Source organism: Acinetobacter sp. yr461, assembly GCF_900110445.1.
GTDB lineage: Bacteria > Pseudomonadota > Gammaproteobacteria > Pseudomonadales > Moraxellaceae > Acinetobacter > Acinetobacter calcoaceticus.
This window is the reverse complement of the sequence record NZ_FODU01000005.1, coordinates 49,318-73,115: the sequence shown is the minus strand read 5'-3', so window position 1 is coordinate 73,115 and position 23,798 is coordinate 49,318. Positions and strand designations below refer to the sequence as shown.

Below are 23,798 nucleotides of genomic sequence, written 5' to 3'. Positions count from 1 at the left end.
CAAATAAATACGAGAGTCTTACATGTTAGAGTACGTCAGCGGATTGTGGCAGACCTTTTTACACAGACCTGATTTTTGGGCCGTTTTAAGTATTATTCCAGTCACTGCCTTTGTTACATGGGCACACGTGTGGATGGCTTTAAAAATGGTGTTTTACCCAATCAAATTTTGGGGTTTCCACTTAGGTCCACTACCAGTAGGTTGGCAAGGTATTGTGCCACGTAAGGCTGGACGTATCTCAGGTATTATTACTGATAACACTTTATCTAAATTAGGTTCATTGCGTGAATTTTTAGAAGCAATGGATCCTGAAGACATGGCACGTATTATTGGTGAACAAGTTGGGTTTGAGCTTGAACATCTGATTGATGAAGTCATGATCGATCGGAATGCTGTACTTTGGGAAAACTTACCTTATTCAATTAAACGCCGCATTTATGCTCAGGCGCATAAGCAATTACCAGGCGTGTTAAGAGAATTAGTGACTGAGCTGACCATGAACGTCGAGTCACTGGTTAATATGCGTGAAATGGTGGTGAGCCAAATGGAAGGCGATCGTCGTTTGATGGTACGCATGTTCTTAAAGGTTGGTCAAAAAGAAATCAACTTTATTTGGCATATTAGCGCTTTAATTGGAATGTTCTTTGGTATTTTCCAAATGATTGTTTGGTTTGTCGTACCTTGGCACTGGACAGTCCCGTTTTGGGCTTCAATTTGGGGTTTTTTAACGAACTGGATTGCAATCTGGATGGTGTTTAACCCTCTTGAACCACATTATATTCGTTACCCACAGATTTTTAGGTTAACAAAAGATCGTAAGTTCCCTTGGATTGTACCAGTTCTTCGAATTGGGACCTATAATTTCCAAGGTGCTTTCATGAAGCGTCAAGAGGAAGTCTCTGATGTGTTTTCAAGCGTAGTAACAGAAGATCTGATTACGTTAAAATCGATTATGACCGAAATGATGTACGGGCCGCGTAAAGATAAAACCCGCCGCATTGTGAAGCGTCATATTAACGAAATTATGGAAACACCGTTAGTTCGTACATCTTTACAGCTTTCTTTAGGGCCAAGAGAGTACGCAAGGTTAAAGACGGACTTGATTGATCGTTCAATTGAAATTACGATGGGACCCGTATGTGACCCAGCGCTGAACGCAAGCCGGGCACAGAAGATTTTTCAAATGTTTAAAGAGCGTATTCGCGAACTGACACCAACAGAGTTTCAGAATTTATTGCGTCCTGCATTTCAGGAGGATGAGTGGATTCTTATTGTACTAGGTGGGGTAACCGGATTTATTGCTGGTACAATACATTTGTTTGTGGCTTTCTTATAATTCGACGTCGGGCAGGATCTATTGAAGATTAATGAGACTTTTTCTGCCAGGCTTCACATTCATTGTTTTAAATGAGGATGTTTTTTATGCGCATTATCTTACTCGGACCACCTGGGGCAGGCAAAGGGACTCAGGCTCAGTTGATCTGTAAGCGCTACAATGTCCCACAAATTTCAACCGGTGATATGCTCCGTGCTGCAATTCGTGAAGGTACTGAATTAGGTCTAAAAGCTAAAACTGTAATGGAATCTGGTGGTTTGGTTTCAGATGAACTTATTATCGGTTTAGTAAAAGAACGTATTGCTCAACCTGACTGTGCAAATGGCTGCATTTTCGATGGTTTCCCACGTACTATTCCACAAGCTGAAGCTTTGGAAAAAGAAGGGATTAGCATTGATCACGTGATTGAAATTGATGTTCCTGATGAAGAAATCGTACAACGTCTTTCTGGTCGCCGTCAGCATCCAGCTTCTGGCCGTGTTTATCATACAGTTTACAACCCACCTAAAGTGGAAGGTAAAGATGATGAAACTGGTGAAGATCTTGTTCAACGTCCAGATGACCAAGAAGAAACGATCCGTAAACGCTTAGCTTCTTATCATACAGAAACTGAGCAATTGGTTGGTTTCTATCAAAGCCGTGCTGCATCTGGTGAGAATGCGCCGACTTATGACAAGCTTAATGGTTTACGTACAATTGAAGATGTACAAACAGACTTATTTAATATTTTAGATAAATAATTAAAATATTATTTGTGACAAGGAGCTCTCATCATGAGGGCTCTTTTCTTTCATTCAGTGCAGGAGAACAATATGAAAATCATATTGATTTTGGTGGTATTGCTAAGTCTGGCACTCGTCATATTTTTGGGTTATCAGAGCTATAAAATGCTTAGGCAGGTACAAAAACAAGCAAAAGAAGAGCGTAATCAGAACAAGCGTCTAAAGTAAGTTTGATTGGGTGTGTTACCTATACCCAACCATATTTTTAAGCTTCAATATTTTTAATAGTAATTTGTTTTTGCGCGCCAAATTCAAAACGGTCGGGCCAGTTGCAAACATCTGCAACCACACATTCAGCACATTTAGGTTTACGGGCTATACAGCAATAACGGCCATGCAATATGAGCCAGTGATGTGAATCTAAAATAAATTCTTTAGGAATGACCTTAATTAAGCGGTGTTCAACTTCAAGCACATTTTTACCCACGGCTAAGCCAGTTCGATTTCCCACTCGGAAAATATGTGTATCGACGGCCATAGTCGGTTGTCCGAAAGCTGTATTTAAAACAACATTTGCAGTTTTACGACCCACACCTGGCAAGGCCTCTAAGTCTTTCCTGTTACTTGGAACTTCGCCGTTAAATTGCTCCATTAAAATCTTACAGGTTTTAATGACATTTTCGGCTTTGGCATTGTAAAGACCAATTGTTTTAATATATTCCTTTAAACCATCTACGCCCAAGTTATAGATTTTCTCAGCGGTGTTGGCCACAGGATAAAGCTTATCAGTTGCCTTATTCACACTCACGTCGGTAGCTTGAGCTGACAACATAACAGCTATAAGTAACTCAAAAGAAGATGAATAGTTTAACTCGGTTTGAGGTGACGGTCGTTGTTCGCGAAGGCGTTCAAAGAATATTTGAATCTGCTTTTTCGTCATATTTTTGACAGCCATTCAGACCTCCTGTAGTTGCATAAGTTGCTGTTGTAGTTCTTCAAGTTGAAGACGCTTTTTAGCATCTTCACGCACACCTAGCTGTTTTTCCAATTTCTTAATTTGGGTGCGGATTTTGGCTAACTCAATCGTAGTTTTTGCATCAGTTAACACAGCTTCTTTAGGTTTCTCGATGAGCTCAATTGAAGGTAGTTCATCAAGTACCTGAGAGAACTGAGCAAACAGTTGAGTGTCAATTTCAGCGCGTACCACAGGACCTTTACGGTGACTGCGACGCTTTTCTTCACGTTGAATATGTGAATAGTAGCGTTGCCTTAAATCATTTTGTTCTGCGGCACGCTGTTGTTCATTTGGTAAGGCTTGTGTGTCTTCGACCAGATCAATGCAATCTACTGGACAAGGTGGAATGCATAACTCACAACCCGTACATAAGTCGGTCAAGATGGTATGCATGAGCTTACCACTGCCAATGATAGCATCTACTGGACAAGCACTAATACATTTGGTGCAGCCAATACATTCGTCTTCACGAATAATCGCTTTCATTCGCTGTGGGCGACCATCTGTTTGTACAGGCCATACGCTACTTTCAGCAATTAATGGAGAGCGATTGAGTAGATTTGCCAGTGCATCGGCTACAGGTTGTCCACCTGGAACACATTTATTTGCTTCTTCACCTTCAGCAATCGACTTTGCGTAGGGTAGACATCCATCACGATGTCCACATAGACCACATTGTGTTTGTGGTAATAACGCATCAATCTCGCGTATGAGAGAAATAGATGAATTCATAGTGGGCAAATAGCTTGGTTAAAACGATGCGATAATGAAGAAAAACCTAAGTAAGGTCAATGGATTTTAACGAATTTATCGGGTTTTTAATTGACCTAAAATGTAGCTAATGTTGCACAATAATAGATCAATAAAATTGAAGAGTTAAATTACTATTTCTTATTTTTGAGTAGTTTTTCTAAAAATAAGTTTTTGATAATTAAGATGAATAAAATAATTTAAAATAACTATTGTTAAAATTGATGGAAAGGGATTTAATATTTTGCTGCTAAATGATGCATTTAATAATGTATTGCACCAATTTAATTCATGACTATGCTGAGGACCGTGCATTGAAATACAACAATCTGAATGAATTCCTGAATTACGTGCAAGCGCGTGATCCGCATCAACCTGAATTTTTGCAAGCTGTCGAAGAAGTAATGATGAGTTTGTGGCCATTTATTGAAAAAAATCCAGAGTATGCGGAACAGGGATTGTTAGAACGCCTTGTTGAACCGGAGCGAGTTATTCAATTTCGTGTTTCATGGATGAATGATCAAGGTCAGACTCAAGTTAACAGAGCTTTCCGTGTTCAATACAATTCAGCAATTGGTCCATTCAAAGGGGGAATGCGTTTCCACCCATCGGTCAATCTATCAATTTTAAAATTTTTAGGTTTTGAGCAGACTTTTAAAAACTCACTTACCACTTTACCTATGGGGGGGGGGAAAGGTGGTTCAGATTTCGATCCGAAGGGTAAATCTGATGCTGAAATTATGCGATTCTGTCAGGCATTAATGATTGAGCTTTATCGTCATTTGGGTCCGAATACTGATATTCCTGCGGGAGATATTGGCGTGGGTGCGCGTGAAGTCGGTTATATGGCAGGCATGATGAAAAAGCTGAGCAATGACACCGCTTGTGTCTTTACCGGTAAGGGAATTTCATTTGGTGGTAGCTTAATGCGCCCAGAAGCTACTGGTTATGGTACGGTTTATTTTGCAGAAGAAATGCTAAAAGCGCGTGGCCAGTCTTTCGTTGGCAAAACAGTCTCTGTTTCTGGTTCGGGTAATGTTGCGCAATATGCCGCTGAAAAGGCCATGTTCTTAGGGGCAAAAGTTGTTACTTTATCTGACTCTAACGGAACTGTTTATGTAAAAAATGGTTTTACAGATGAATTACTTGATGAAGTGATGAATCTTAAAAACGTTAAACGTGGCCGTATTTCCGAGTTTGCTTCTAAACATGGCTTTGAATATTTTGAAGGGAAAACCCCTTGGCATATTCCTGTAGACATTGCTTTACCATGTGCGACGCAAAATGAATTAACAGGTGAAGACGCTAAAACGCTTATTTCTAACGGTGTAATTTGTGTGGCTGAAGGCGCTAATATGCCGTCTACACTTGAGGCAGTTGAACACTTCATCAAAGCCAAAATTTTGTATGCGCCAGGAAAAGCATCTAATGCAGGTGGTGTCGCAACGTCTGGTTTAGAAATGTCTCAAAACGCAATTCGTTTAAGCTGGACACATGCTGAGGTTGATGAGCGTCTACATGCAATTATGAAAGACATTCATGCCAATTGTGTAAGATACGGTACAAAAGAAGACGGTACTGTTAACTATGTTGATGGTGCCAATATTGCAGGCTTTGTAAAAGTAGCTGATGCAATGCTTGCTCAAGGTATTTTCTAAGAATAGAAATAAAAAAATCCGATGCCTGAGCATCGGATTTTTTTAATCTAAAAACTTATTTTTTAGGTTTTTTAACTAACTCTTGCTCTACAACCATATCTAACACATCTGCTAGGCTAGATTGGTCTGCTGCTGGGTTTTTCACTTCAAAACGTTTTACACGTAAAATTACGCGTTGGTCAGGATTATGTTCAAAACCTTCAATTTGACCATAATATAAAGACCAGTTTTTATCAGCGTAAGTTTTAACACCTTTGTCATCATATTTAATTTCACGAACTTGCATACATGTTTGTGGTGCTACACCAGTACATGATTTAGTTTGTGGAGCAACTTCTAGGAAAATAGTTTTCCCTTCAGATTGATATTTTGCTTCAGGTGTCATTTTACCAGTAAAGGTATATTTTTGACCTTGCGCATCAGTTACCGTTAATGTCGGTTGATCAACGTTTGTTGTATTAAGCTCAAATGGAATTGCACGCTTTTGGAAGAGGTTGCTAGAAAATTGTTCCTGTTTCATTAAAGCAGGTTCACAAGCCATCATAGTTGACATCACGTCAGCCGTTACAATCGTATTGTTTTCAACTTTCCAAGTTGTTCCTTGACGGTTACAACCTGTTGCGATAGATAAACGGTCATTGCTAAAGTTAAGAACGATTGGTTTTTTTGTATTTTCAGGCTGATAAGACCAAGAATAATCTGTTAAAGCTTGAGTATTAACTGCTTTTTGACCTTGGAAAATGTGCTTTTGACCAGTTTTATCTGTCACGCTTAAAATCACCTGACCATTATTGTTGCTAATTTCGATTGGTAATTTCGCTTCATTAAAGATGCTAGTAGAAAGTTGCTCTTGTTTCATTAAATCGTCTTGGCAAGCCATCATGGTTGAAACAAGGTTAGATGTAACAAGTTGGTTGCCTTCAACTTTCCAAGTACTGCCTTGGCCATTACAACCTGTATTGATTGCTAATTTGCCATCTGCATTAAAGTTAAGGATAAGTGGTTTAGAAGCTTTTACATTTTGATAAGTCCAAGCATATTCACCTAAAGTGGCTGCAAGGTTTTGTTGTTGCTCAGATACAATCGGAGCAGGAGTATTCGTAACTGTTTGACACGCCATCAAAGAAAAAGGTAACAACGCAAGAATTAAATATTTAATTTTCATTTAAAAACTTCAAGTAAAAAAACAACAGCAATAAGCTTAAAACATTCTTAAAAAAAGAAAATGTAAACATTTGATTGTTTCGGTTTTTAAAATGTATAAGTTTGTAAGTTATTCTATTTTTCAACAAAAATAATGGTATACCCCGAAAAACGGGGTATTTGCTAATAATTAATCAAAACGATAGATATCCATACCTAGTGAGCCCATTGTGAAGCTGCTATGAACAATCGTAAAACGATTACCTGTACCCATAGCAAAGAACAAAGGCGCAAAATGTTCAAGGGTAGGGTGATTACGTTTTATATAAGGCAATGATTGCCATTCCAGCACGCCATCATAATCTTGATGTGTAAGTTTATTAACAACAGCATTTCTAAAACCTGAAGCCCATTCAGGAACTTTAGAGTTGTCTCCTTGCCAAGATAACTCTGCAAGATTATGGGTAATGCTGCCTGAACCAATGAGTAGAACTTGTTTGTCACGTAAAGGTGCGAGTGTTTGCCCTATACGATAAATTTCTTGTGCGCTTAAATTGGTTGGCAAAGAAATCTCAACGACAGGAATGTCAGCGTCAGGATACATATGCAATAGAGGCATCCATACGCCATGGTCGCGAGGACGGGTGCTATTAGCATGAGCAACAAAATGAGCATCTGCCAGTAGTTTTAAGATTTCTTCGGCAAGCTCTGGCTGCCCAGGTGCACTGTAACGAATTTCATATAGCTCTTTAGGAAAGCCGCGGAAGTCATGCCATGTTTCGGGACGCGTCGAAATACACACTTCAAGTGCTTTACTCTCCCAATGCGCAGACATCACAATGATTGCCTTTGGTGTAGGAAGATTTGCACCTAAACGATGTAAAGCAGGTCCTACTTGTTCCGGGTCAAGTGCAAGCATGGGTGAACCATGTGAAATAAACAGTCCAGGAAGGGTTTGTAGTTCCATTGCATTACACCTGAGTTGAAAAGCAGAATAATAGTCATTATGCCAAAATCAGGACATGTTAAAAGTATCCTGATTTCAACGGATTGTTCCTAAAATGAAACGGTTGTTGTTTTTATGCACGGTGATAGGGATGATTATGATTAATAGTCATCGCTCGATATAGTTGCTCAATTAATAAAACCCGTACCAAAGGATGAGGCATTGTAAGTTTTGAAAGTGACCAATGCCATGCAGCAGCTTTACGTACCTGATCCGATAAACCATCTGGGCCACCAATCGCGAGTACTACATCATTACCTTCAAGCATCCACTGTTTCATGGTGTCAGCTAATTTTTCTGTACTGAGTTCTCGACCACCAACTTCTAGGGCAATTAAAGTTTCATTTGGTTTTAACGCATTTAGAATACTTTCGCCTTCAATTTGGCAATACTTTAAAATATCTGCTTCTGAATCATTCTTACCACGTTTGGCCATAGGAAGTTCAATGACTTGGGTTTGCACAAAAGGCTGGATACGTTTGAAATAATCTTCAAAACCAGTGAGAACCCAAGCAGGCATTTTTTGACCAATGGTCAGAATACGAATTTTCATATTATCTATTCATTCAAAGCAGCTTGCGCATTATACCTGAGGAAAAGATAAGTTCGTGGTAGTAAATAGGCATAAAAAACGCAGTCCAAAAAACTGTGTTGGACTGCGATCAAATGATCATCTGTCTGGAGTTCAGATGATCATAGAGAATAAAAACAAGGCTATCTATAAAACAACAGATAACGAAGAGCACTTAATTTAATTAAATACTCTTAATACCTATTATGAGGATGGTTGGATATTTTTCAATCAAATTGTGTAACAAAAAAAAGAGAGCCGAAGCTCTCTTTTTTCACATTTCAATTAGTGACGTGCTGCTTTTGAACCTTCCACCGGTTTTACAATCGGTGTTTTAGGTAAAGGCTTTGGCATTGAGACTAATGCTAAAGGTAAGATGTCATCAATACTTTTTACAGCTTTGATTTCTAAACCTTCTTTAACATTCGCTGGAATTTCTGCCAAATCACGAACATTGTCTTGTGGAATAAATACAAGTTTGATTCCACCACGGTGTGCTGCAAGAAGTTTCTCTTTTAAGCCACCAATACGCATTGCACGACCACCTAGACTTGTTTCACCAGTCATTGCGATATCTGGACGAATCGCAATACCTGTAAATGCTGATACAAGGGCAGTGGTTAACGCTAAACCAGCAGATGGACCATCTTTTGGTGTCGCACCTTCTGGTAAGTGAACGTGTACATCAGTTTCTTCAAAACGAGAAGCCTCAATACCTAGCTCATCGGCACGCGTACGTACTAAAGTCATTGCTGTGGTAATAGACTCTTTCATGACATCACCGAGTGAACCGGTGGTAATGAATTTACCTTTACCTTTTACAGCTGCAACTTCAATGGTAAGTAACTCACCACCTACAGATGTCCAAGCTAGACCATTTACGCGTCCTACTTGCGCTTCATCTTCTGCAATACCAAAGTCAAACTTGTGTGGACCTAAGTATTCTGGAAGATTAGCAGAGGTAATATCAAGCTGTAAGTTTTTAGACTTTTTACTTACGGCTTCTTTTACCACTTTACGCGCAATTTTAGACACTTCACGTTCTAAACTACGAACACCAGCTTCACGTGTGTAGCGTTGAACAATGTCACGAATCGCTTCTTCATGAATTGTTAACTCTTTTGCACGTAGACCGTTGTTCTTAATTGCTTTTGGAACAAGGTAGCGTTCAGCAATGTTCACTTTTTCATCTTCGGTATAACCCGGTAGACGAATAACTTCCATACGGTCAAGCAAAGCTTCAGGAATATTCATACTGTTTGCAGTACAGATGAACATCACTTCAGACAGGTCAAGATCAAGATCTAAATAGTGATCGTTGAACTTACTGTTTTGTGATGGATCTAATACTTCAAGCAATGCAGAAGCTGGATCACCACGGTAGTCTTGTGCCATCTTGTCAATTTCGTCGAGTAAGAACAATGGGTTCTTCACGCCAACTTTTGTTAAAGACTGCACGATTTTACCTGGCATCGCACCAATATAAGTACGACGGTGACCACGAATCTCTGCTTCGTCACGTACGCCACCAAGCGCCATACGAACAAACTCACGACCTGTTGCTTTCGCGACTGACTCACCAAGTGAAGTTTTACCTACACCAGGAGGGCCAACTAAACATAAGATCGGACCTTTGAGTTTTTTAACACGAGACTGAACAGCCAAGTATTCAACAATACGATCTTTAACGTCATCTAAGCCGTAGTGATCTGTATCAAGGATCTCTTGAGCTTTCGCAAGGTTAATACTCACTTTGCTCGCTTTATTCCACGGCGTATCTAAAATTACTTCTAGATAGTTACGTACAACAGCCGCTTCACTAGATGCTGGTTGCATTGCTTTAAGCTTACGGAACTCAGCTTCAGCTTTTTTACGTACGTGTTCAGGTAAATCAGCTTCAGCAAGACGTTTTTCTATTTCAGCAACGTCATCTTCAGCGCCGCCATTCATGTCAGAAAGTTCACGTTGAATGACTTTCATTTTTTCATTTAGAAAGTATTCACGTTGGTTTTTTTCCATTTGGCGTTTTACGCTGTCATGCAAAGTTTGTTCAATTTGCTGTTCTGCAGATTGATTCACCAAGTAGCTCATAAGCTCTTGCAAATGTGCTTCAAACTCATCGTGCTCTAAAAACTTCTGTTTAATTTCAATATTTAGAGGCACACGTGTTGCCACGAAGAACATAAGCTGTAGCAAATCTTCAATTTTATTAGCAGCTGCAACCAGTTCACGTGCATTACGTAATTTTGCTTCAGCATATTGAGCAAATAAAGTACGTAACTCTTGTAAACGAGTTTCTTGGGTAGCTTTATCTACGTTAATTGTCATTGGACTTAAGCTATGTTCAGCAGTCAAATGGCTATCTTCATCGATAATTTTTTCAAGCTTAGAGCGCTGTAACCCTTCAATCAGTACTTTGATGCAGTTTTCGTCATTCTCATGATTTACGACCTGAACAATCTTAGCGACAGTTCCGTACTGATAAAGGTTATCGTGATCAATATCTTCTGTAAGCGAATCTTTTTGCGCAACTACAAATACTAAATTGTCACTGTTACGAGCCACATCAACTGCATTGATCGATTTTTCACGACCCACGAATAACGCAATTTGCATGTGTGGATAGACCACTACATCACGTAACGCTAAAAGTGGTAATACACTTGGAACCTGAGGCTCTAAGTCAGTTTTTTCATTCATAATAAGTTCAGACATGGGCACTCCTAATGAGTGACAACGAGGTTGCCATGTTTTTATAGTGATGTGTATTTTGAAAATTACAAGGGCCTTTCAATAGAAAATGTGGAAAAAATGACTAATTTAGTCAACTTTTTTTAAAAATATTATGAATCAATGAATTAATTCTTAAGAAGAATAAAATTTTGTAGCGAGGATAAGTAATTTAGCTTAATAATTATGAAATATTCATATAACAAAAAAACCGTTTGGATGGAAAGTAATCAGTTTCTTGTGCCATTTATAAGCAATGTATTGTTAACAATAATCCAAAACTTATTCGATATTGAACACTAAATAGGCGTGTTAATATAAGTTGGTAAAGCGGTCTGTCACTTAAAAGTAACCATCCTTAGGGTGGTTACTTTTATGATTTTAGAGGCATGAAAAGTAAAGTTTTATTTTAAATTTTTGAATTTAAATTGTTTTTGTATAAAAATTATCTTTTAAAATAATAAATATGTTGAGGGGTGAGTAAAGCATCTAATGGTTGATCCCAACTTTGACGTTTTAAAGTCTGCTTAATAAATTGAAATTGATGGGCCACACCTAAACGATAAGGCTTATGTTTTGCACTTGCCAATGTACGGTCATAATAGCCACCTCCCATACCAATACGCGTACCGTATTGATCACAAGCTAAAAGTGGCATCAACATTAAATCAAGTTTAGATACATGTTTTCCTCTTGTTGCCATAGGTTCTTTCATACCCAATGGATGATGAGAAAAACGTCGATTTAAATATTGGTTTCTAGATATCTTTACCCAAACTAAATGTTGATTCATAGAGCAAATCATAGGTAAATAAACTTGTTTATTTTTTTGAAAACATAACTTTATGAGAAGGTCTGTATAAACCTCTCCAAAGGCATGTAAATATAAACCAATTTTTTTTGATGAATGAAAAATAGCAAGCGTATTTAAATGATGGAGAACATTAAGCTGAGCTTGTTTTTGTTCCAATGGAGTTAAAGAGCGTCTTTTAGATCTTAAATTTTTTCTAATAAAACTAAGTTCATTCATGTGTAAATCTAACAAAGATTTGAGATCAGTCGAGCAAAATTATACCTATTTTTTATAGCTTTATGAAAATAGAAGAGTAATTAGAAAATAACTTTAAATTTATTAGGGTAATTGTCCTAAAGTGATCTGATCTATTTTCTTTAGCGATAAAAATTTCTATTTCTTTACGTATTACCAGTATTTATTTACATTTAATGAGATAAGAATATTTAAAAAGATAAATGTGAAATTGTTAAGCCTATGAAGTTAAAAATTTTAACCATTACAATAAGCGCCGTATTGATGCTAGGCGGGTGTACAAAACAAACAGAACCTGAAGCTGCTGAAGTGGACTATAAAGCCCAATTTGAAGAATCTGACCGTAAAATTGGTGAGTTTTTAGATCAATTGGATAATCCAAATACACCGCAAGAGGTTAAAGTCAAAATCTTGTGTCATGACTATCCAGAAGTTTATAAAACCCAATATATGCCCGCATTAATAAAAATTTCACCAAAACCTTATACCGAAGAAAAATTGTTGTCAGATTTGAAAAGTGCAACTGACTACTACAAAGATGCCTTTGCGATTAGGTGTAACCAATAAATTAATTTATGTTTAAAATCTCAAAAAATCCGATAAGTGTGAATTGATTGGCATTATTGAATTGTGATAAATTTCATTTTGTCTTTATAGTTGCTAATTTAGGGGGTTCTAGATATGGAAATCTTGAAATTCTTACAGAGTTTTAATACGGTCGGTACATACTTAACAATTGCTTCAACCGTTTTAGCTGGGCTTATTGTTTATTTTTACGTGATTAATCCAGCGTGATCTTTTAAAAAGAAATAGTAAGAAATCTGCTATTTCTTTTTTAATAATTAAATTCTGTTATTCATTTTAAACTATAAAAATAAGGTAGGGTCATGAAGTTTACATTGTTTCTTCTTAGTTTTTTAGCGTTAGGTTGTCATGCGGACGAAAACGTAAGTGATCCCGAGATTTGTAATGTAGTGAAAAAAGTTGCTCATACAGTCATGGAGGCCCGTCAACAAAAAGTTCCATCTCAAGACTTGCAACACATAGCGAATGGTCTAGAAGATCCTAAAGCAAAACAACTTTATCAGGATTTAATTAATTCGGCTTACTCTGCCAAAGTATTCAAAACCAGTTTCTTTAAAAGAAAAGCAATAGAAGATTTTCAAACAGCTTGGTATGAAGAGTGTCTTAATAGAAATGAAAAATAATATGATAGAGGTGTAGGGTAAATTAATAGCGTAACAGGGTAATTTAATGTTTAAAAAGGAATTTTAGACTGACAGGTCTGTATGAAAGACTAAATTAAAATAAATATTTTGAATTTTTCTTAAAATTAAAACTAAATGCTCCGAAGATGCCGCTGCATGTGTCGTTACCCTGAACCCGATGAGTTCAAGGTGGAGGCGACGTATACTTGCTGGGTTTCCTACACGAAGGTAGGCATACACTCTAAATATACAGAACACATCCATAAGTTTAAGTATCGGCAGGGGAATAGACCCGCTGGCGAACATCCCAGAGACAGCTTAAGTATAACCGATCTGACCATGTTGGCAATCACCTAAACCTCTGGAACTGTAAACTTAGTTTGCGTTTGATGAAGCTTTGTACATTAACAAGCATAAAGTAATTTCAATTACGCTTAATAGTGCCAATAAAAAACGCCTTGCATCTATTATTCATAGAGCAAGGCGTTTTGTATGGATGGTTTATTAAACAATTTGTTCAACATCATCCAAGATCGTTTGCAGTAAACGTTCACAGTGAGTGTATTCTTGCAAAGACTTATTAAGGCTTAGTACTTCTTGAGTCAATTGTAGAGCAACCATAATGACCAGTTTATTGTGCTCAACACGTGGAGCACTACGACGCATCTCATTAAATTTTTCATTGAGAAGTTCTGCTGCACGTTCAAGTTCATCTTTTTTATCTAAAGTAGTCGCGAGTCTAAAGGTCTGCTCAATCAGCCTAAGCTCTACCATGACTTGTTCACTCATGATTGGGTCTCCTCACCAGTTTCAGCATTAGGATGGGCAAGCTGCTGAATTTCTTGAGCATGCTGATCTTGGGCAGTACCTAAAATTCCTAAACGTTGAATAATGGCTTCAACTTTTGATTTGGCAAGCTCATTTTTTTGTAACAAACGATCACGATCTTGTTGTAAATCATGAAGCTCTTGTTGGGTTTGACGCTGGTGGGCTTGTAACTTTTCTTTTGCAACACGTAATTCATTTCGTTCGGCAAGAATTTCTTGAAAACGATTTTTTAAATCAGTCGTACTTTTTTCTAATCGGCTATAACGTTCAGCAAGTGTGTTAGCATCCTGATTCAATTGTTGAAATTGACCTTTTAACTGAGATAGTTGCTCAGTTACCGACTCAATTTCCTCTTGTTTTTTAGTGATAATACTATTTTTTTGCACAACTTGTGCGTGATGCTCTGTTTCAGCCAGTTCATTAGCTTCTGAGAGTGCCGCATGTTCACTCTCTAAATGATGTAAGCGTGTTTTTAATACGCTAATATGCGCTTGTAGCCGCTGTAATTGTTCTAACATAACGAGGTCGCACAGAATTGCAATCAAAGGTAATATATACAAAGTATAGAGATTGGATAAACGAATGCAAGACGATATTTCAGGCTGGACAGATTGGAACGCTCATTTTGAAGGAATTGAAGAAATTTCAAGCCCTAGTGAGTTACATGGTCTGTTAACAGGTATTGTTTGTGTGACAGAAGCGCCAACGCGTGAAGAATGGTCACAAATTTTAACAACCCTTAATGTGCCAGAGTTAAGTGAAGATGCTTTAGCACTTTTAACTGATGAAGCAGAAGATGTCGTTCACGCTATATCTGATGATGAATTAGATTATTTACCAATGCTTCCTGACGATGAACACACGCTTCAAGAGCGTGTACAAGCATTATCAGATTGGTGTGCGGGTGTTGTATTAGGTTTTGGGTTGGCATCGGGTCATATTCGTGATGATGAACGAGAGTTGATTGAGAACCTTCAAGATATTGCAGCGGTCGAATTTGAAGACTCTGACAATGATGAGGAAGGTGAAAGCAGCTACGAAGAATTGTATGAATTTGTACGCTTAATACCTGTAAGCTTGTCTATTGGTAGAAAGAAAATCACTGTAGCTGACAGTTCTTTATTGAAAAACTTTCATGCAAAAATTAAATCTGCTGCTGTAGATACAGAGCAAACTATTGTAGAAATGTTTACTCCACATCGCCCAAGCTAATTGAGGCGATGTGTTATTGGTTGTATTTTACTTTTTGACTTTAAAATTCTAAATCAAGTAGATCATTATGAAATTGCCTCAAGCTGATTTTCGACATCGTAGAGACCGTCTGGCAGAAAAAATGGGTCCAAACAGTATTGCAATTATTGCAACGCGTGAGGAAATGTACCGTAATCGTGATGCGGATTATAAATTCCGTGCCGATAGTAGTTTTTTCTATTTGACTGGCTTTGCTGAGCCTGAGGCAGTTGCTGTCATTGAGACCTTCGAGGACGATGACTATAGCTATAGTCTTTTTTGCCGTGAACGTAATCGCGAGATGGAAATCTGGAATGGTTACCGTGCCGGCATTGATGGTGCAATTGAAGACTATGATGCAGATGAAGCATATGCAATTGATCTGCTTGATGAAGAGATTATTGAAAAATTATTAAATAAAGAGCGTCTTTATTATCGGATTGGGCACAATGCTGAGTTTGATGCACGGGTTAGCCAGTGGATTAAAAAAACAGATGACGAGCACCGACATGAGAGTGCTCCAGCTCAATTAGTACAGCTCGACCGTATTGTCGATGAAATGCGTTTAGTTAAGTCACCACAAGAACTTGAGCTGATGCAAATTGCTGCAAAAATTAGTGCCGAGGCACATACACGTGCGATGCAAATGGTACGTCCGGGGATGATGGAATATGCACTTGAAGCTGAGCTGAATTATATTTTTGGACAAAACGGCTGTGTCCCGTCTTATAACAGTATTGTTGGTGGTGGTGCTAATGCTTGTATTTTGCACTATGTTGAAAATAATAAGCCATTAAAAGATGGTGATTTAGTCTTGATTGATGCAGCTTGTGAATATGAGTTTTATGCATCGGATATTACCCGTACTTTCCCAGTAAATGGCAAATTTAGTGCTGAACAAAAAGCCTTATATGAAGTTGTATTGGCTTCTCAATACGCAGCCATTGACGCAGTTCGTATCGGTAACTCTTACCGTGAACCTCATGAAGTTGCAGTCAAAATTTTAACTGAAGGCTTAGTTAATTTAGGTTTGCTCAAAGGTGATGTTAATGAACTCATCGAAACCGAAGCGTACCGTCAGTTTTATATGCATGGCACAGGTCATTGGCTAGGCATGGATGTACATGATGTCGGGTCTTACAAAAAAGGTGAAGACTGGCGTCAATATGAAGAGGGTATGGTTGTTACAGTTGAACCTGGTTTATACATTGCGCCAGATGATGAAACTGTAGATGAAAAATGGCGTGGTATTGGTATTCGTATTGAAGATGATGTGGTCGCAACGTCGAAAGGGCCACGAGTTTTAACTGCTAATGTGGTTAAAGATATTGCAGATATTGAACATTTAATGGCGCAAGCTAAAGCATAATTAAACGTATTCGCCAAAGGAGCAAAACTCGATGCAACAACAAGTGATTATTGTAGGTGGGGGTATGGTTGGTTTGAGCCTTTCACTCATGCTAGCGAAGGCCAATATTGCAGTAAAGCTATTGGAAGCTGTGAAATACCCAAACTATGATGATCAAAATGTTGCCCCTTACCATTCGAGTTTTGATGCACGTAATACGGCTTTATCACGTCGTAGTGTGCAAATTTATCAGAAGCTAGGGTTGTGGGATGCATTACAGCAACATGCTACTCCAATTTTACAAGTTCACATTACTGAGCAAGGCAGTTTTGGTAAAGCACGTTTAATCGCAGAACAAGAAAAAGTCGAAAGCTTTGGGCAGGTGATTGAAAATGCTTGGCTTGGTCGTGTGCTGTTAACTCAAGTGCGTCAGCAACCTTTGATTGAGTTGATTGATGGCGTACAGGTTACAGCTTTAACTCAAGATGCTGAACAAGTACATATTGAAGCTCAGCGTGGTGAGGAAACCTTAAAGCTTGACTCAAAATTATTAATTGCAGCTGATGGACGTGATTCTTTTTGCCGTCAAGCAATTGGCGTCGGTGTTGATGTCCATGATTATGATCAGGTTGCAATTGTCACTACGGTACAAACTTCAAAACCGCATGAGCATGTTGGTTTTGAGCGTTTTAGTGCATTAGGGCCTTTAGCTTTATTGCCTTTACCTGGTGAGTACCGCCGTTCGGTTGTATGGCCTGTGAAAAAAGGCACCGAAAATGAATGGCTAGGCGAAGAAAATGACCAACACTTCTTAAGTGCCTTGCAACAAACCTATGGTGACCGAGCGGGTAAATTTGAAAAAACGGGAAAACGGTTTAGCTATCCACTTTCACAAGTGCTTGCACATAAACAAGCTGTTGGTCGCGTTATTTTAATGGGTAATGCAGCGCATACAATTCATCCTGTTGCAGGACAAGGCTTTAATTTATGCCTACGTGATGCAGATGTTTTAATGCGTTATTTAGTGAATCAGTTAAGCACTTCTGATGATCTGGGTAACCCTGATAATTTACTTGCTTATGAACAAGCTCGTTTATCAGATCAGCAGCGAGTAATTAAGTTCTGTGACACTGTCGTTCGTGGCTTTAGTAACCAAAATCCATTCTTAAAATTAATTCGTAATACGGGTTTAATCGCATTCGATGTCATTCCGGGTGTAAAACCGTTGGTGGCTAACTATGCAATGGGGTTAAAAGCATGAGTGAAGTGTTGGATGTCGTCATTGTTGGTGGTGGATTGGTTGGTGGTTTAACTGCTTTATTACTTGCGCAAGGTGGCGTACAACCCACAGTGCTTGATGCGGCTCCTGTACTTGATGTTGAGAAAACATTAAGCGTGATGAACCCGCGTGTTTTAGCGCTTAGCCAAGCGACCATTCATTTGCTTAAAACGGTAAATGTTTGGGATGATCTTGCGCGTCAAATGCCTTATACAGGCATGCAGGTCTGGAACCTCAATGGCTATGGTGAAATTAATTTTGGCCATGAGTCCATACAAAGACCAATGCCGGAACAAGCGTTAGGTTCTATGGTTGAACCGAGTGTATTAAATGTTGCCATTCAACAAAAAATGTTGCAGCAGCTTACAGATTACCGTACTCAAGTTCGTGTTACTCGTATTGAGCAGGGTGTTGGATGTTGGCATATTCAATTGGCAGATGGTACTACGCTTAAAACTAAACTGCTTATTGGTGCAGATGGCGCGAATTCGTTCGTACGTGAACAGGCTTTTATTGACCTCGATGTACTGGATTACAAACAAGCAGCGATTAGCTGTGCTATTCGAACTGCAAAACCCCATCATTATGTTGCCCGTCAAATTTTCTTACCTACAGGACCTTTGGCATATTTACCTATGGCAAGTCTTGAAGAAACTGAAAACGGATACTGGCAATCCATTGTCTGGACATTACCAGATGATTATGCCGATGAATATTCAGCTTTAAACGATACTGCGTTTATGCAGCTTTTAACTCAAGAAAGCCAACACATGTTGGGTGAGGTGTTAGAAGTTCGTTCCAGAGCACAGTTTCCACTCAAAGCTCGCGCTGCAAAACAATATGTAAAAGCAGGTTTAGCTTTGATTGGTGATGCCGCACATGTGATTCATCCACTTGCTGGACAAGGGGTAAATATTGGCTGTCTTGATGCAGCAGTACTGTGTGACGTGTTGCTTCACGATTTAAGCCGTGGTGTATGGGCACATGAACAAACTTTAATGCGCTATGAGCATCGCCGTAAAGGTCAGAATGATGCAATGATGCATAGCATGTCGGCAATTGGTTGGCTTGAAAGTAGTGAATTATTCCCAATAGTTTGGGCTCGTAATATGGGCCTTAAGCAAGTTGAGCAGATTCCGGTTTTAAAAGATAAATTTATGCAACAAGCAAATGGTTTAGGGGCTTTACAAAGTACCCGCTATAGGCATTAAAATATTTACTGGGCCTATACTCTACTAAGCGAATTAAATGCCAGTAGATATTTTTTGAACAATCATTTATATATCATTACCAATTTGGTCATAAAAGATACGGAATTGACCAAATTGGCTCTTTGCTAAATGCAAAGAGGTTGCTAAATTTCTGAGGTCTTGGGACCATAGCAATGATGCAATAAAAATCATTCTGGGGAGTGTGAAATGTCAGATATCAATGATTATGAAGATGCAGAAGATTCTGCTGTAGATGAAGATGAAGCGAAAGCAGCAGAAAGCGGTGCAGCTGATGAAGAAGCAGGCAGTATGAGTGATACTGATCTTGCTGAGGCAGAAACGCTGACTGTCACTGCTAAACAGAAACAGCGCCAAGCGCTGGAAGATGAAATCGCTGCATTTTTAGCTCGGGGTGGGAGAATTACCGAAGTTCCTCCTGATGAACATAGCGACCATTAATCTTAAAAAAGCATCACATGAGTGGTGCTTTTTTATTTGTATGAATTTACCAAAACAGGTTTAAGAAGAGCTTTGCAGTTCTTTTAAAATCCCACATTCATCTACTGTTCGATTGGTAGAGCAGTGCTGTTTTAAATCAATTAAAGATTCTTTTAGAAGCAATAATCGTTCAATTTTTTCTGATACTTCATTTAAGTATTTATCTACTAAATTATCAATTTTCGTACATGCCTGTTTAGGCTGAGTTTTCATTTCTTTTAACGTTTTAATATCACTGAGTGAAATATCTAATTCACGGCAATGCTTAATAAACAATAGGTCGCCAAGTGTTTGCTCGGTGTAAACACGATAGTTATTTTCTGAACGTTGGATACGATCAAGTACACCTACTTTTTCGTAATAACGGATCGTATCAATGGGGACATCCGCTTTTTTTGATAATTGACCAATAGAAAGACTCATAAGGCTTGACTCTGGAGCTACTCAAGGGTTTTTAATGACTATAAAAGAGTTTTAGAGGAAATGAAATGGCTGGATGTGGTTGTGCTTCAACATGTTCTCCTTCAAAGAAGGTGAGTCCACGATTTAGAAAAGCGCTATGGATTGCACTTATCATTAATGCATTGATGTTCGTAGTGGAAATCTTGGGTGGTTACAAAGCCCAATCAGTTTCATTATGGGCAGATGCTTTAGATTTTGCCGGAGATGCAGCAAACTATGCGTTATCGTTAGTTGTTCTTTCGATGAGCTTATATTGGCGTGCAACAGCGGCATTAATGAAAGGAATAACGATGACAGCTTTTGGCATTTTTGTCATTGGAAAAGTGGTCTGGTCATATTTTCATGGTGTTCCACCTGAACCTATGGTGATGGGCGCAATTGGCGTGATGGCTTTAATTGCGAATGTTTCAGTCGCGCTTATGCTCTATGCATTCCGTGATGGAGATGCCAATATGCGTTCTGTCTGGTTATGTAGTAGAAACGATTCTATTGCCAATGTTGCTGTAATTTTAGCGGCGGTTGGGGTATTTGGAACAGGCAGCGTATTTCCCGATTTATTTGTTGCCTTTGTCATTGCCTACTTAGGTGTATCTTCTGGTTATGCTGTTATAAAGCAATCACAGCAAGAAAGAAAACAATCAAAGCTGGTGTTGGGTTCTCAAGCATAATTTTGAGCACATAAAAAGTACCATTTAAACATGGTACTTTTTACTGTTTTAAGTGAACTAGATGAGAAGCGATATTGCGATACTCCACATAACGCAACCAATAATAAAGTCTAAAATTTTCCAAGCTTTTGGATTGATAAATAATGGTTTTAATAATCTTGCGCCATAGCCCAAACTGAAAAAGAAAATCCAAGAGGCAACAATGCTGCCCAAAGCAAAACTAACTTTGTCTTCTAGTTGGGTTGCAACTGAACCAATCAGAACGATGGTATCTAAATAGACATGTGGGTTAAGCCAAGTAAAGGCAAGACAGGTCACTAGGGCTTGGGTTAAAGTCTGTTTCTGGCTGCTATCAAGTTCCATACTCTGGGTGGTCTTAAATGCCGCATAGAATGCTTTCGCACCGTAGACGAATAAAAACGTTGCTCCTAAATATTTAGCGACCATAATTAAAATTGGTGATGCTGTCATAATTTCGGCAAAACCTAATACACCAAAAGCGATTAGAATCGAGTCGGACAGCGCACAGATTAAACATAACCAAAATACATATTGCTGTTTAAGGCCTTGTTTTAAAACAAAAGCATTTTGAGCGCCAATTGCTACAATAAGCCCGCTACCAATACCGAAACCTTTAAAAAATATACTAAGAGAGAACATAACAGTAAGGTGAAAAAATCAGTTGGGGGAATTATCTGACTTTTTCTTAAGAAATAAGTAAAATTAAGAATATTTAGGTTTGGATAAAAAAAATTTAGGTTTGATATGTTAGATAGCAAACAATGTGAAGCCTTTCTTGCAGTAGCAGAAGTGGGAAGTTTTGATGCGGCAGGAGAGTATTTATATATTACTCCCTCGGCAGTATCCTTGCGCGTGCAGGCTTTAGAAAAGTATTTAGGCCAAATTTTAATTATACGTGGGCGCCCATGTGTACTCACACAAGCTGGGCAAACGCTACTACAGCATTTACGTCATACACGATTAATGGAGCAAAACTTATTACAAGGTTTGATAGGTAAATCATCTGAATCAGAGTTCTACAAAATTGCTCTTGCTTCAAATGCAGACTCATTAGCAACTTGGTTACTACCTAGCATTCAACAAACGCTTTTTAAAGAAAAAATAGTATTAGAACTAAAAATTGATGATCAATCTCACACGCATACTTTATTAGAAACAGGACAAGTCAACGCCTGTATTTCGGCAGAAGAGCAGGTCATGTCAGGCTGTTTAGCTCAACCACTCGGAAAAATGCGTTATAAAATGTTGGCTTCGGCTGAATTTGCTGCTGATTGGTTTAAACATGGCGTAACCCGAGAAACTTTAAGAAATGCACCAGCTGTAATTTTTAACCATAAAGACCTTATGCATTCAGAGGTATTACTAAAATATTATGGCTTGTCTTTGCAAAGTTATCCCTATAGTTTTATTCCCGCAACAGATGCCTTTGTGAAAGCGATCCAATTGGGTTTAGGATATGGCATGGTGCCCGAGCTTCAGGTTCAATCTTTACTAAGCAATGGAACTTTAGTGGACGTTATACCTGAAGCTGAGTTCGACATTCCGTTATATTGGCACCATTGGAAAAGACAGTCTAAACAGTTAGATGTACTGACAGAGACAATTGTGCAGTCAGCGAAACACATATTGAGATAGTCTTTACATCTTTCTTCTTAAATGACGATTCGAAATATGCTGAATATAAAACTCTATATCTTGTTCTGAGTAACCTAAAAGCTGTCCAACTTTTCGGTCAAGTTCTATGCATTTTTCAAAATTAGTTTCTTTGAATAAAGTTTCAATACACATCATGAGTTCATTTAAATCTGCTAATGATGCATCTTTATAGATCAGCATAATTGAAAATGGTAAAGGTAGAGAAGTTTCAATATCTTTACTCAGCATAGATAAAGTACCTTGTTCGAGATACTTTAAAAAACTGACAGGTAGGATTTCATAAAAATAAGCAATCGGTTTCTCGCCTGAAAGTAATAATTCTAGCTCTTGCCCTTCTTGAGGGCCAAGTTTGCCAATTTGTTCAGTTATATTAGTACTCTTATTCTTATATTTTATTATGTAAAATTTAGGCCTGGTGATGACACAGACTATTCGTCATCACCATACTTAATTAAAAAATTACGATTGTGTTAACTCAAGCGCACGTTGATAAGCGACTTTCTTCTTAATTCCTGTTAAATCGGCAGCAAGTTGAGATGCTGCTTTAACAGATAAATCTTGAAGTAAACGCTTTAAAAGTTCATCTAGTTTTTCTTGCTCTAGATCTGTTTTTGCAGCTGCACCACCCACAACGACTACAATTTCACCTTTTTCTTGGTTATGGTCATTTTCAATGAAGCTGACCAAATCTTTTAACGTCATTTTTTTGATGGTTTCAAAGGTTTTAGTAATTTCACGTGCAAACCCTACAGGACGGTCTTCACCAAATACCTGAGCCATATCTTTAACAGACTCTAAAATACGATGAGGTGCTTCATAAAAAATTAAGGTCTGGGTTTCGTTTTTTAGTTTTTCTAATTGAGAAATACGTTGTGAAGCTCGAGATGGGAGAAAGCCTTCAAAGCTAAAACGATCACTCGGTAAACCTACAGCACTTAAAGCAGCAATCGCTGCACATGCACCCGGCACAGGAACGACTCTAATACCATGCTCTTGAGCAGCACGGACTAACTTAAAACCAGGGTCACTGATGAGCGGTGTACCTGCATCACTAATTAAAGCAACGCTATCGCCAGCAAGTAGTTTTTGAACTAACTGCTCAATTTTATTGCTTTCATTGTGGTCATGACATGCAGTAAGTTGAGTCGATATATTATAGTGTTTAAATAATTGTGCTGATTGGCGAGTATCTTCGGCAGCTACAATAGAAACTGATTTTAAAATATCAATTGCACGGAAAGTCATATCATCTAAGTGCCCGATTGGGGTGGCTACAACAAATAACTGAGCACTCATTTGGTTTTACTCCGTACAGATAAACAATTTTAATGGGGTAGTTTACCCGAAATTATGATTTGGGCGTGAACAATGTCTGCTAGCTTGAGCTTTTCGAAAATGATCTGATTTTCA

General features: G+C 38.4%; 27 protein-coding genes and 1 other RNA gene. 14 read left to right on the top strand and 14 right to left on the bottom strand.

The window, feature by feature from the left end:
• The first annotated feature begins 22 nt into the window (after positions 1-22).
• The 3 genes from BMW38_RS09770 (at position 23) to BMW38_RS19750 (ending at position 2,286) form a co-directional block, all read left to right on the top strand.
• Positions 23-1,336 carry a hypothetical protein gene (locus BMW38_RS09770; RefSeq protein ID WP_092707548.1) on the top strand — a complete coding sequence of 438 codons (1,314 nt, stop codon included), beginning with the start codon at positions 23-25 and terminating at the stop codon, positions 1,334-1,336.
• Positions 1,337-1,422: 86 nt separating this feature from the next.
• Positions 1,423-2,076, top strand: coding sequence for an adenylate kinase (adk, locus tag BMW38_RS09765; RefSeq protein ID WP_092707546.1), 654 nt, complete (start codon positions 1,423-1,425; stop codon positions 2,074-2,076).
• 72 nt (positions 2,077-2,148) lie between these two features.
• The gene (locus BMW38_RS19750; RefSeq protein ID WP_003652992.1) at positions 2,149-2,286 is read left to right on the top strand and encodes a hypothetical protein; all 138 of its coding nucleotides are present in this window, start codon (positions 2,149-2,151) and stop codon (positions 2,284-2,286) included.
• Positions 2,287-2,323: 37 nt separating this feature from the next.
• Here the strand turns inward: BMW38_RS19750 and nth are convergent, their stop codons facing one another.
• Together nth and BMW38_RS09750 are read right to left on the bottom strand one after the other, a co-directional pair.
• On the bottom strand, positions 2,324-3,013 hold the full coding sequence (gene nth, locus BMW38_RS09755; RefSeq protein WP_199990210.1) for an endonuclease III: 690 nt from the start codon (positions 3,011-3,013) through the stop codon (positions 2,324-2,326).
• A complete protein-coding gene (locus tag BMW38_RS09750) occupies positions 3,014-3,805 on the bottom strand; it encodes an RnfABCDGE type electron transport complex subunit B (protein ID WP_092707544.1) in 792 nt (263 codons plus the stop codon). It lies immediately after the preceding gene.
• A 272-nt stretch (positions 3,806-4,077) separates the two neighbouring features.
• Here BMW38_RS09750 and gdhA point away from each other — a divergent pair, with 272 nt between their 5' ends.
• Positions 4,078-5,481, top strand: coding sequence for an NADP-specific glutamate dehydrogenase (gene gdhA, locus BMW38_RS09745; RefSeq protein WP_092707542.1), 1,404 nt, complete (start codon positions 4,078-4,080; stop codon positions 5,479-5,481).
• A 55-nt stretch (positions 5,482-5,536) separates the two neighbouring features.
• On the opposite strand, the gene BMW38_RS09740 is transcribed toward gdhA, so the two are convergent.
• From BMW38_RS09740 to BMW38_RS09720, 5 genes are all read right to left on the bottom strand, one after another.
• Positions 5,537-6,646: an META and DUF4377 domain-containing protein gene (locus tag BMW38_RS09740; protein WP_092707540.1), complete on the bottom strand. Its 1,110-nt coding sequence runs from the start codon at positions 6,644-6,646 to the stop codon at positions 5,537-5,539.
• A 168-nt stretch (positions 6,647-6,814) separates the two neighbouring features.
• Positions 6,815-7,591, bottom strand: a complete 777-nt coding sequence (locus BMW38_RS09735) for a DODA-type extradiol aromatic ring-opening family dioxygenase (protein WP_092707537.1) — start codon at positions 7,589-7,591, stop codon at positions 6,815-6,817.
• A gap of 112 nt (positions 7,592-7,703) precedes the next feature.
• Positions 7,704-8,183 carry a 23S rRNA (pseudouridine(1915)-N(3))-methyltransferase RlmH gene (rlmH, locus tag BMW38_RS09730; protein WP_003652981.1) on the bottom strand — a complete coding sequence of 160 codons (480 nt, stop codon included), beginning with the start codon at positions 8,181-8,183 and terminating at the stop codon, positions 7,704-7,706.
• A gap of 303 nt (positions 8,184-8,486) precedes the next feature.
• Complete coding sequence (gene lon, locus BMW38_RS09725; RefSeq protein ID WP_045434518.1) at positions 8,487-10,916, bottom strand: endopeptidase La; 2,430 nt, start codon at positions 10,914-10,916, stop codon at positions 8,487-8,489.
• 460 nt (positions 10,917-11,376) lie between these two features.
• Positions 11,377-11,961 (bottom strand): 5-formyltetrahydrofolate cyclo-ligase, encoded by a 585-nt coding sequence (locus BMW38_RS09720; protein WP_092707535.1) that lies wholly within the window; start codon positions 11,959-11,961, stop codon positions 11,377-11,379.
• Between the two features lie 240 nt (positions 11,962-12,201).
• Between BMW38_RS09720 and BMW38_RS09715 the strand changes: the two genes are divergently transcribed.
• From BMW38_RS09715 to BMW38_RS09705, 3 genes are all read left to right on the top strand, one after another.
• Positions 12,202-12,546 carry a hypothetical protein gene (locus BMW38_RS09715; RefSeq protein ID WP_005303401.1) on the top strand — a complete coding sequence of 115 codons (345 nt, stop codon included), beginning with the start codon at positions 12,202-12,204 and terminating at the stop codon, positions 12,544-12,546.
• A 114-nt stretch (positions 12,547-12,660) separates the two neighbouring features.
• Positions 12,661-12,774: a hypothetical protein gene (locus BMW38_RS09710; protein WP_004641844.1), complete on the top strand. Its 114-nt coding sequence runs from the start codon at positions 12,661-12,663 to the stop codon at positions 12,772-12,774.
• A gap of 92 nt (positions 12,775-12,866) precedes the next feature.
• A complete protein-coding gene (locus BMW38_RS09705; RefSeq protein ID WP_092707533.1) occupies positions 12,867-13,187 on the top strand; it encodes a hypothetical protein in 321 nt (106 codons plus the stop codon).
• Positions 13,188-13,320: 133 nt separating this feature from the next.
• Here BMW38_RS09705 and ssrS read toward each other — a convergent pair.
• The 3 genes from ssrS to BMW38_RS09690 form a co-directional block, all read right to left on the bottom strand.
• A non-coding RNA gene (ssrS, locus tag BMW38_RS09700) (6S RNA) lies at positions 13,321-13,504 on the bottom strand.
• 187 nt (positions 13,505-13,691) lie between these two features.
• Positions 13,692-13,976: a cell division protein ZapA gene (locus tag BMW38_RS09695; protein WP_003652859.1), complete on the bottom strand. Its 285-nt coding sequence runs from the start codon at positions 13,974-13,976 to the stop codon at positions 13,692-13,694.
• Entirely contained in the window at positions 13,973-14,533 is a 561-nt protein-coding gene (locus tag BMW38_RS09690; protein ID WP_042898254.1) for a hypothetical protein, read from the bottom strand. The genes BMW38_RS09695 and BMW38_RS09690 overlap by 4 nt, the downstream gene beginning before the upstream one ends.
• A 64-nt stretch (positions 14,534-14,597) precedes the next feature.
• Here BMW38_RS09690 and BMW38_RS09685 point away from each other — a divergent pair, with 64 nt between their 5' ends.
• The 5 genes from BMW38_RS09685 (at position 14,598) to BMW38_RS09665 (ending at position 19,542) form a co-directional block, all read left to right on the top strand.
• Positions 14,598-15,227 carry a UPF0149 family protein gene (locus tag BMW38_RS09685; RefSeq protein ID WP_005042155.1) on the top strand — a complete coding sequence of 210 codons (630 nt, stop codon included), beginning with the start codon at positions 14,598-14,600 and terminating at the stop codon, positions 15,225-15,227.
• A 67-nt stretch (positions 15,228-15,294) separates the two neighbouring features.
• Positions 15,295-16,614 (top strand): Xaa-Pro aminopeptidase, encoded by a 1,320-nt coding sequence (gene pepP / locus BMW38_RS09680; protein ID WP_092707531.1) that lies wholly within the window; start codon positions 15,295-15,297, stop codon positions 16,612-16,614.
• Between the two features lie 31 nt (positions 16,615-16,645).
• Entirely contained in the window at positions 16,646-17,854 is a 1,209-nt protein-coding gene (locus BMW38_RS09675) for an FAD-dependent monooxygenase (RefSeq protein WP_092707529.1), read from the top strand.
• Positions 17,851-19,083: an FAD-dependent monooxygenase gene (locus tag BMW38_RS09670; protein ID WP_092707527.1), complete on the top strand. Its 1,233-nt coding sequence runs from the start codon at positions 17,851-17,853 to the stop codon at positions 19,081-19,083. Before BMW38_RS09675 ends, BMW38_RS09670 begins: the two co-directional genes overlap by 4 nt.
• Before the next feature lie 207 nt (positions 19,084-19,290).
• Positions 19,291-19,542: a hypothetical protein gene (locus BMW38_RS09665; RefSeq protein ID WP_003652849.1), complete on the top strand. Its 252-nt coding sequence runs from the start codon at positions 19,291-19,293 to the stop codon at positions 19,540-19,542.
• A 60-nt stretch (positions 19,543-19,602) separates the two neighbouring features.
• Here the strand turns inward: BMW38_RS09665 and BMW38_RS09660 are convergent, their stop codons facing one another.
• Entirely contained in the window at positions 19,603-20,004 is a 402-nt protein-coding gene (locus BMW38_RS09660; protein WP_092707525.1) for a MerR family transcriptional regulator, read from the bottom strand.
• Positions 20,005-20,069: 65 nt separating this feature from the next.
• Between BMW38_RS09660 and BMW38_RS09655 the strand changes: the two genes are divergently transcribed.
• Positions 20,070-20,711 (top strand): cation transporter, encoded by a 642-nt coding sequence (locus BMW38_RS09655; protein WP_092707523.1) that lies wholly within the window; start codon positions 20,070-20,072, stop codon positions 20,709-20,711.
• Positions 20,712-20,768: 57 nt separating this feature from the next.
• On the opposite strand, the gene BMW38_RS09650 is transcribed toward BMW38_RS09655, so the two are convergent.
• A complete protein-coding gene (locus BMW38_RS09650; RefSeq protein ID WP_092707521.1) occupies positions 20,769-21,371 on the bottom strand; it encodes a LysE/ArgO family amino acid transporter in 603 nt (200 codons plus the stop codon).
• A gap of 105 nt (positions 21,372-21,476) precedes the next feature.
• On the opposite strand from BMW38_RS09650, the gene BMW38_RS09645 reads away from it, so the two are divergent.
• Positions 21,477-22,367: a LysR family transcriptional regulator ArgP gene (locus BMW38_RS09645; RefSeq protein WP_092707519.1), complete on the top strand. Its 891-nt coding sequence runs from the start codon at positions 21,477-21,479 to the stop codon at positions 22,365-22,367.
• 3 nt (positions 22,368-22,370) lie between these two features.
• Here BMW38_RS09645 and BMW38_RS09640 read toward each other — a convergent pair whose 3' ends face one another.
• The gene (locus BMW38_RS09640) at positions 22,371-22,757 is read right to left on the bottom strand and encodes a hemin receptor (RefSeq protein WP_092707517.1); all 387 of its coding nucleotides are present in this window, start codon (positions 22,755-22,757) and stop codon (positions 22,371-22,373) included.
• A 90-nt stretch (positions 22,758-22,847) separates the two neighbouring features.
• The gene (gene rsmI / locus BMW38_RS09635; protein WP_092707515.1) at positions 22,848-23,684 is read right to left on the bottom strand and encodes a 16S rRNA (cytidine(1402)-2'-O)-methyltransferase; all 837 of its coding nucleotides are present in this window, start codon (positions 23,682-23,684) and stop codon (positions 22,848-22,850) included.
• Positions 23,685-23,798: the final 114 nt, after the last annotated feature.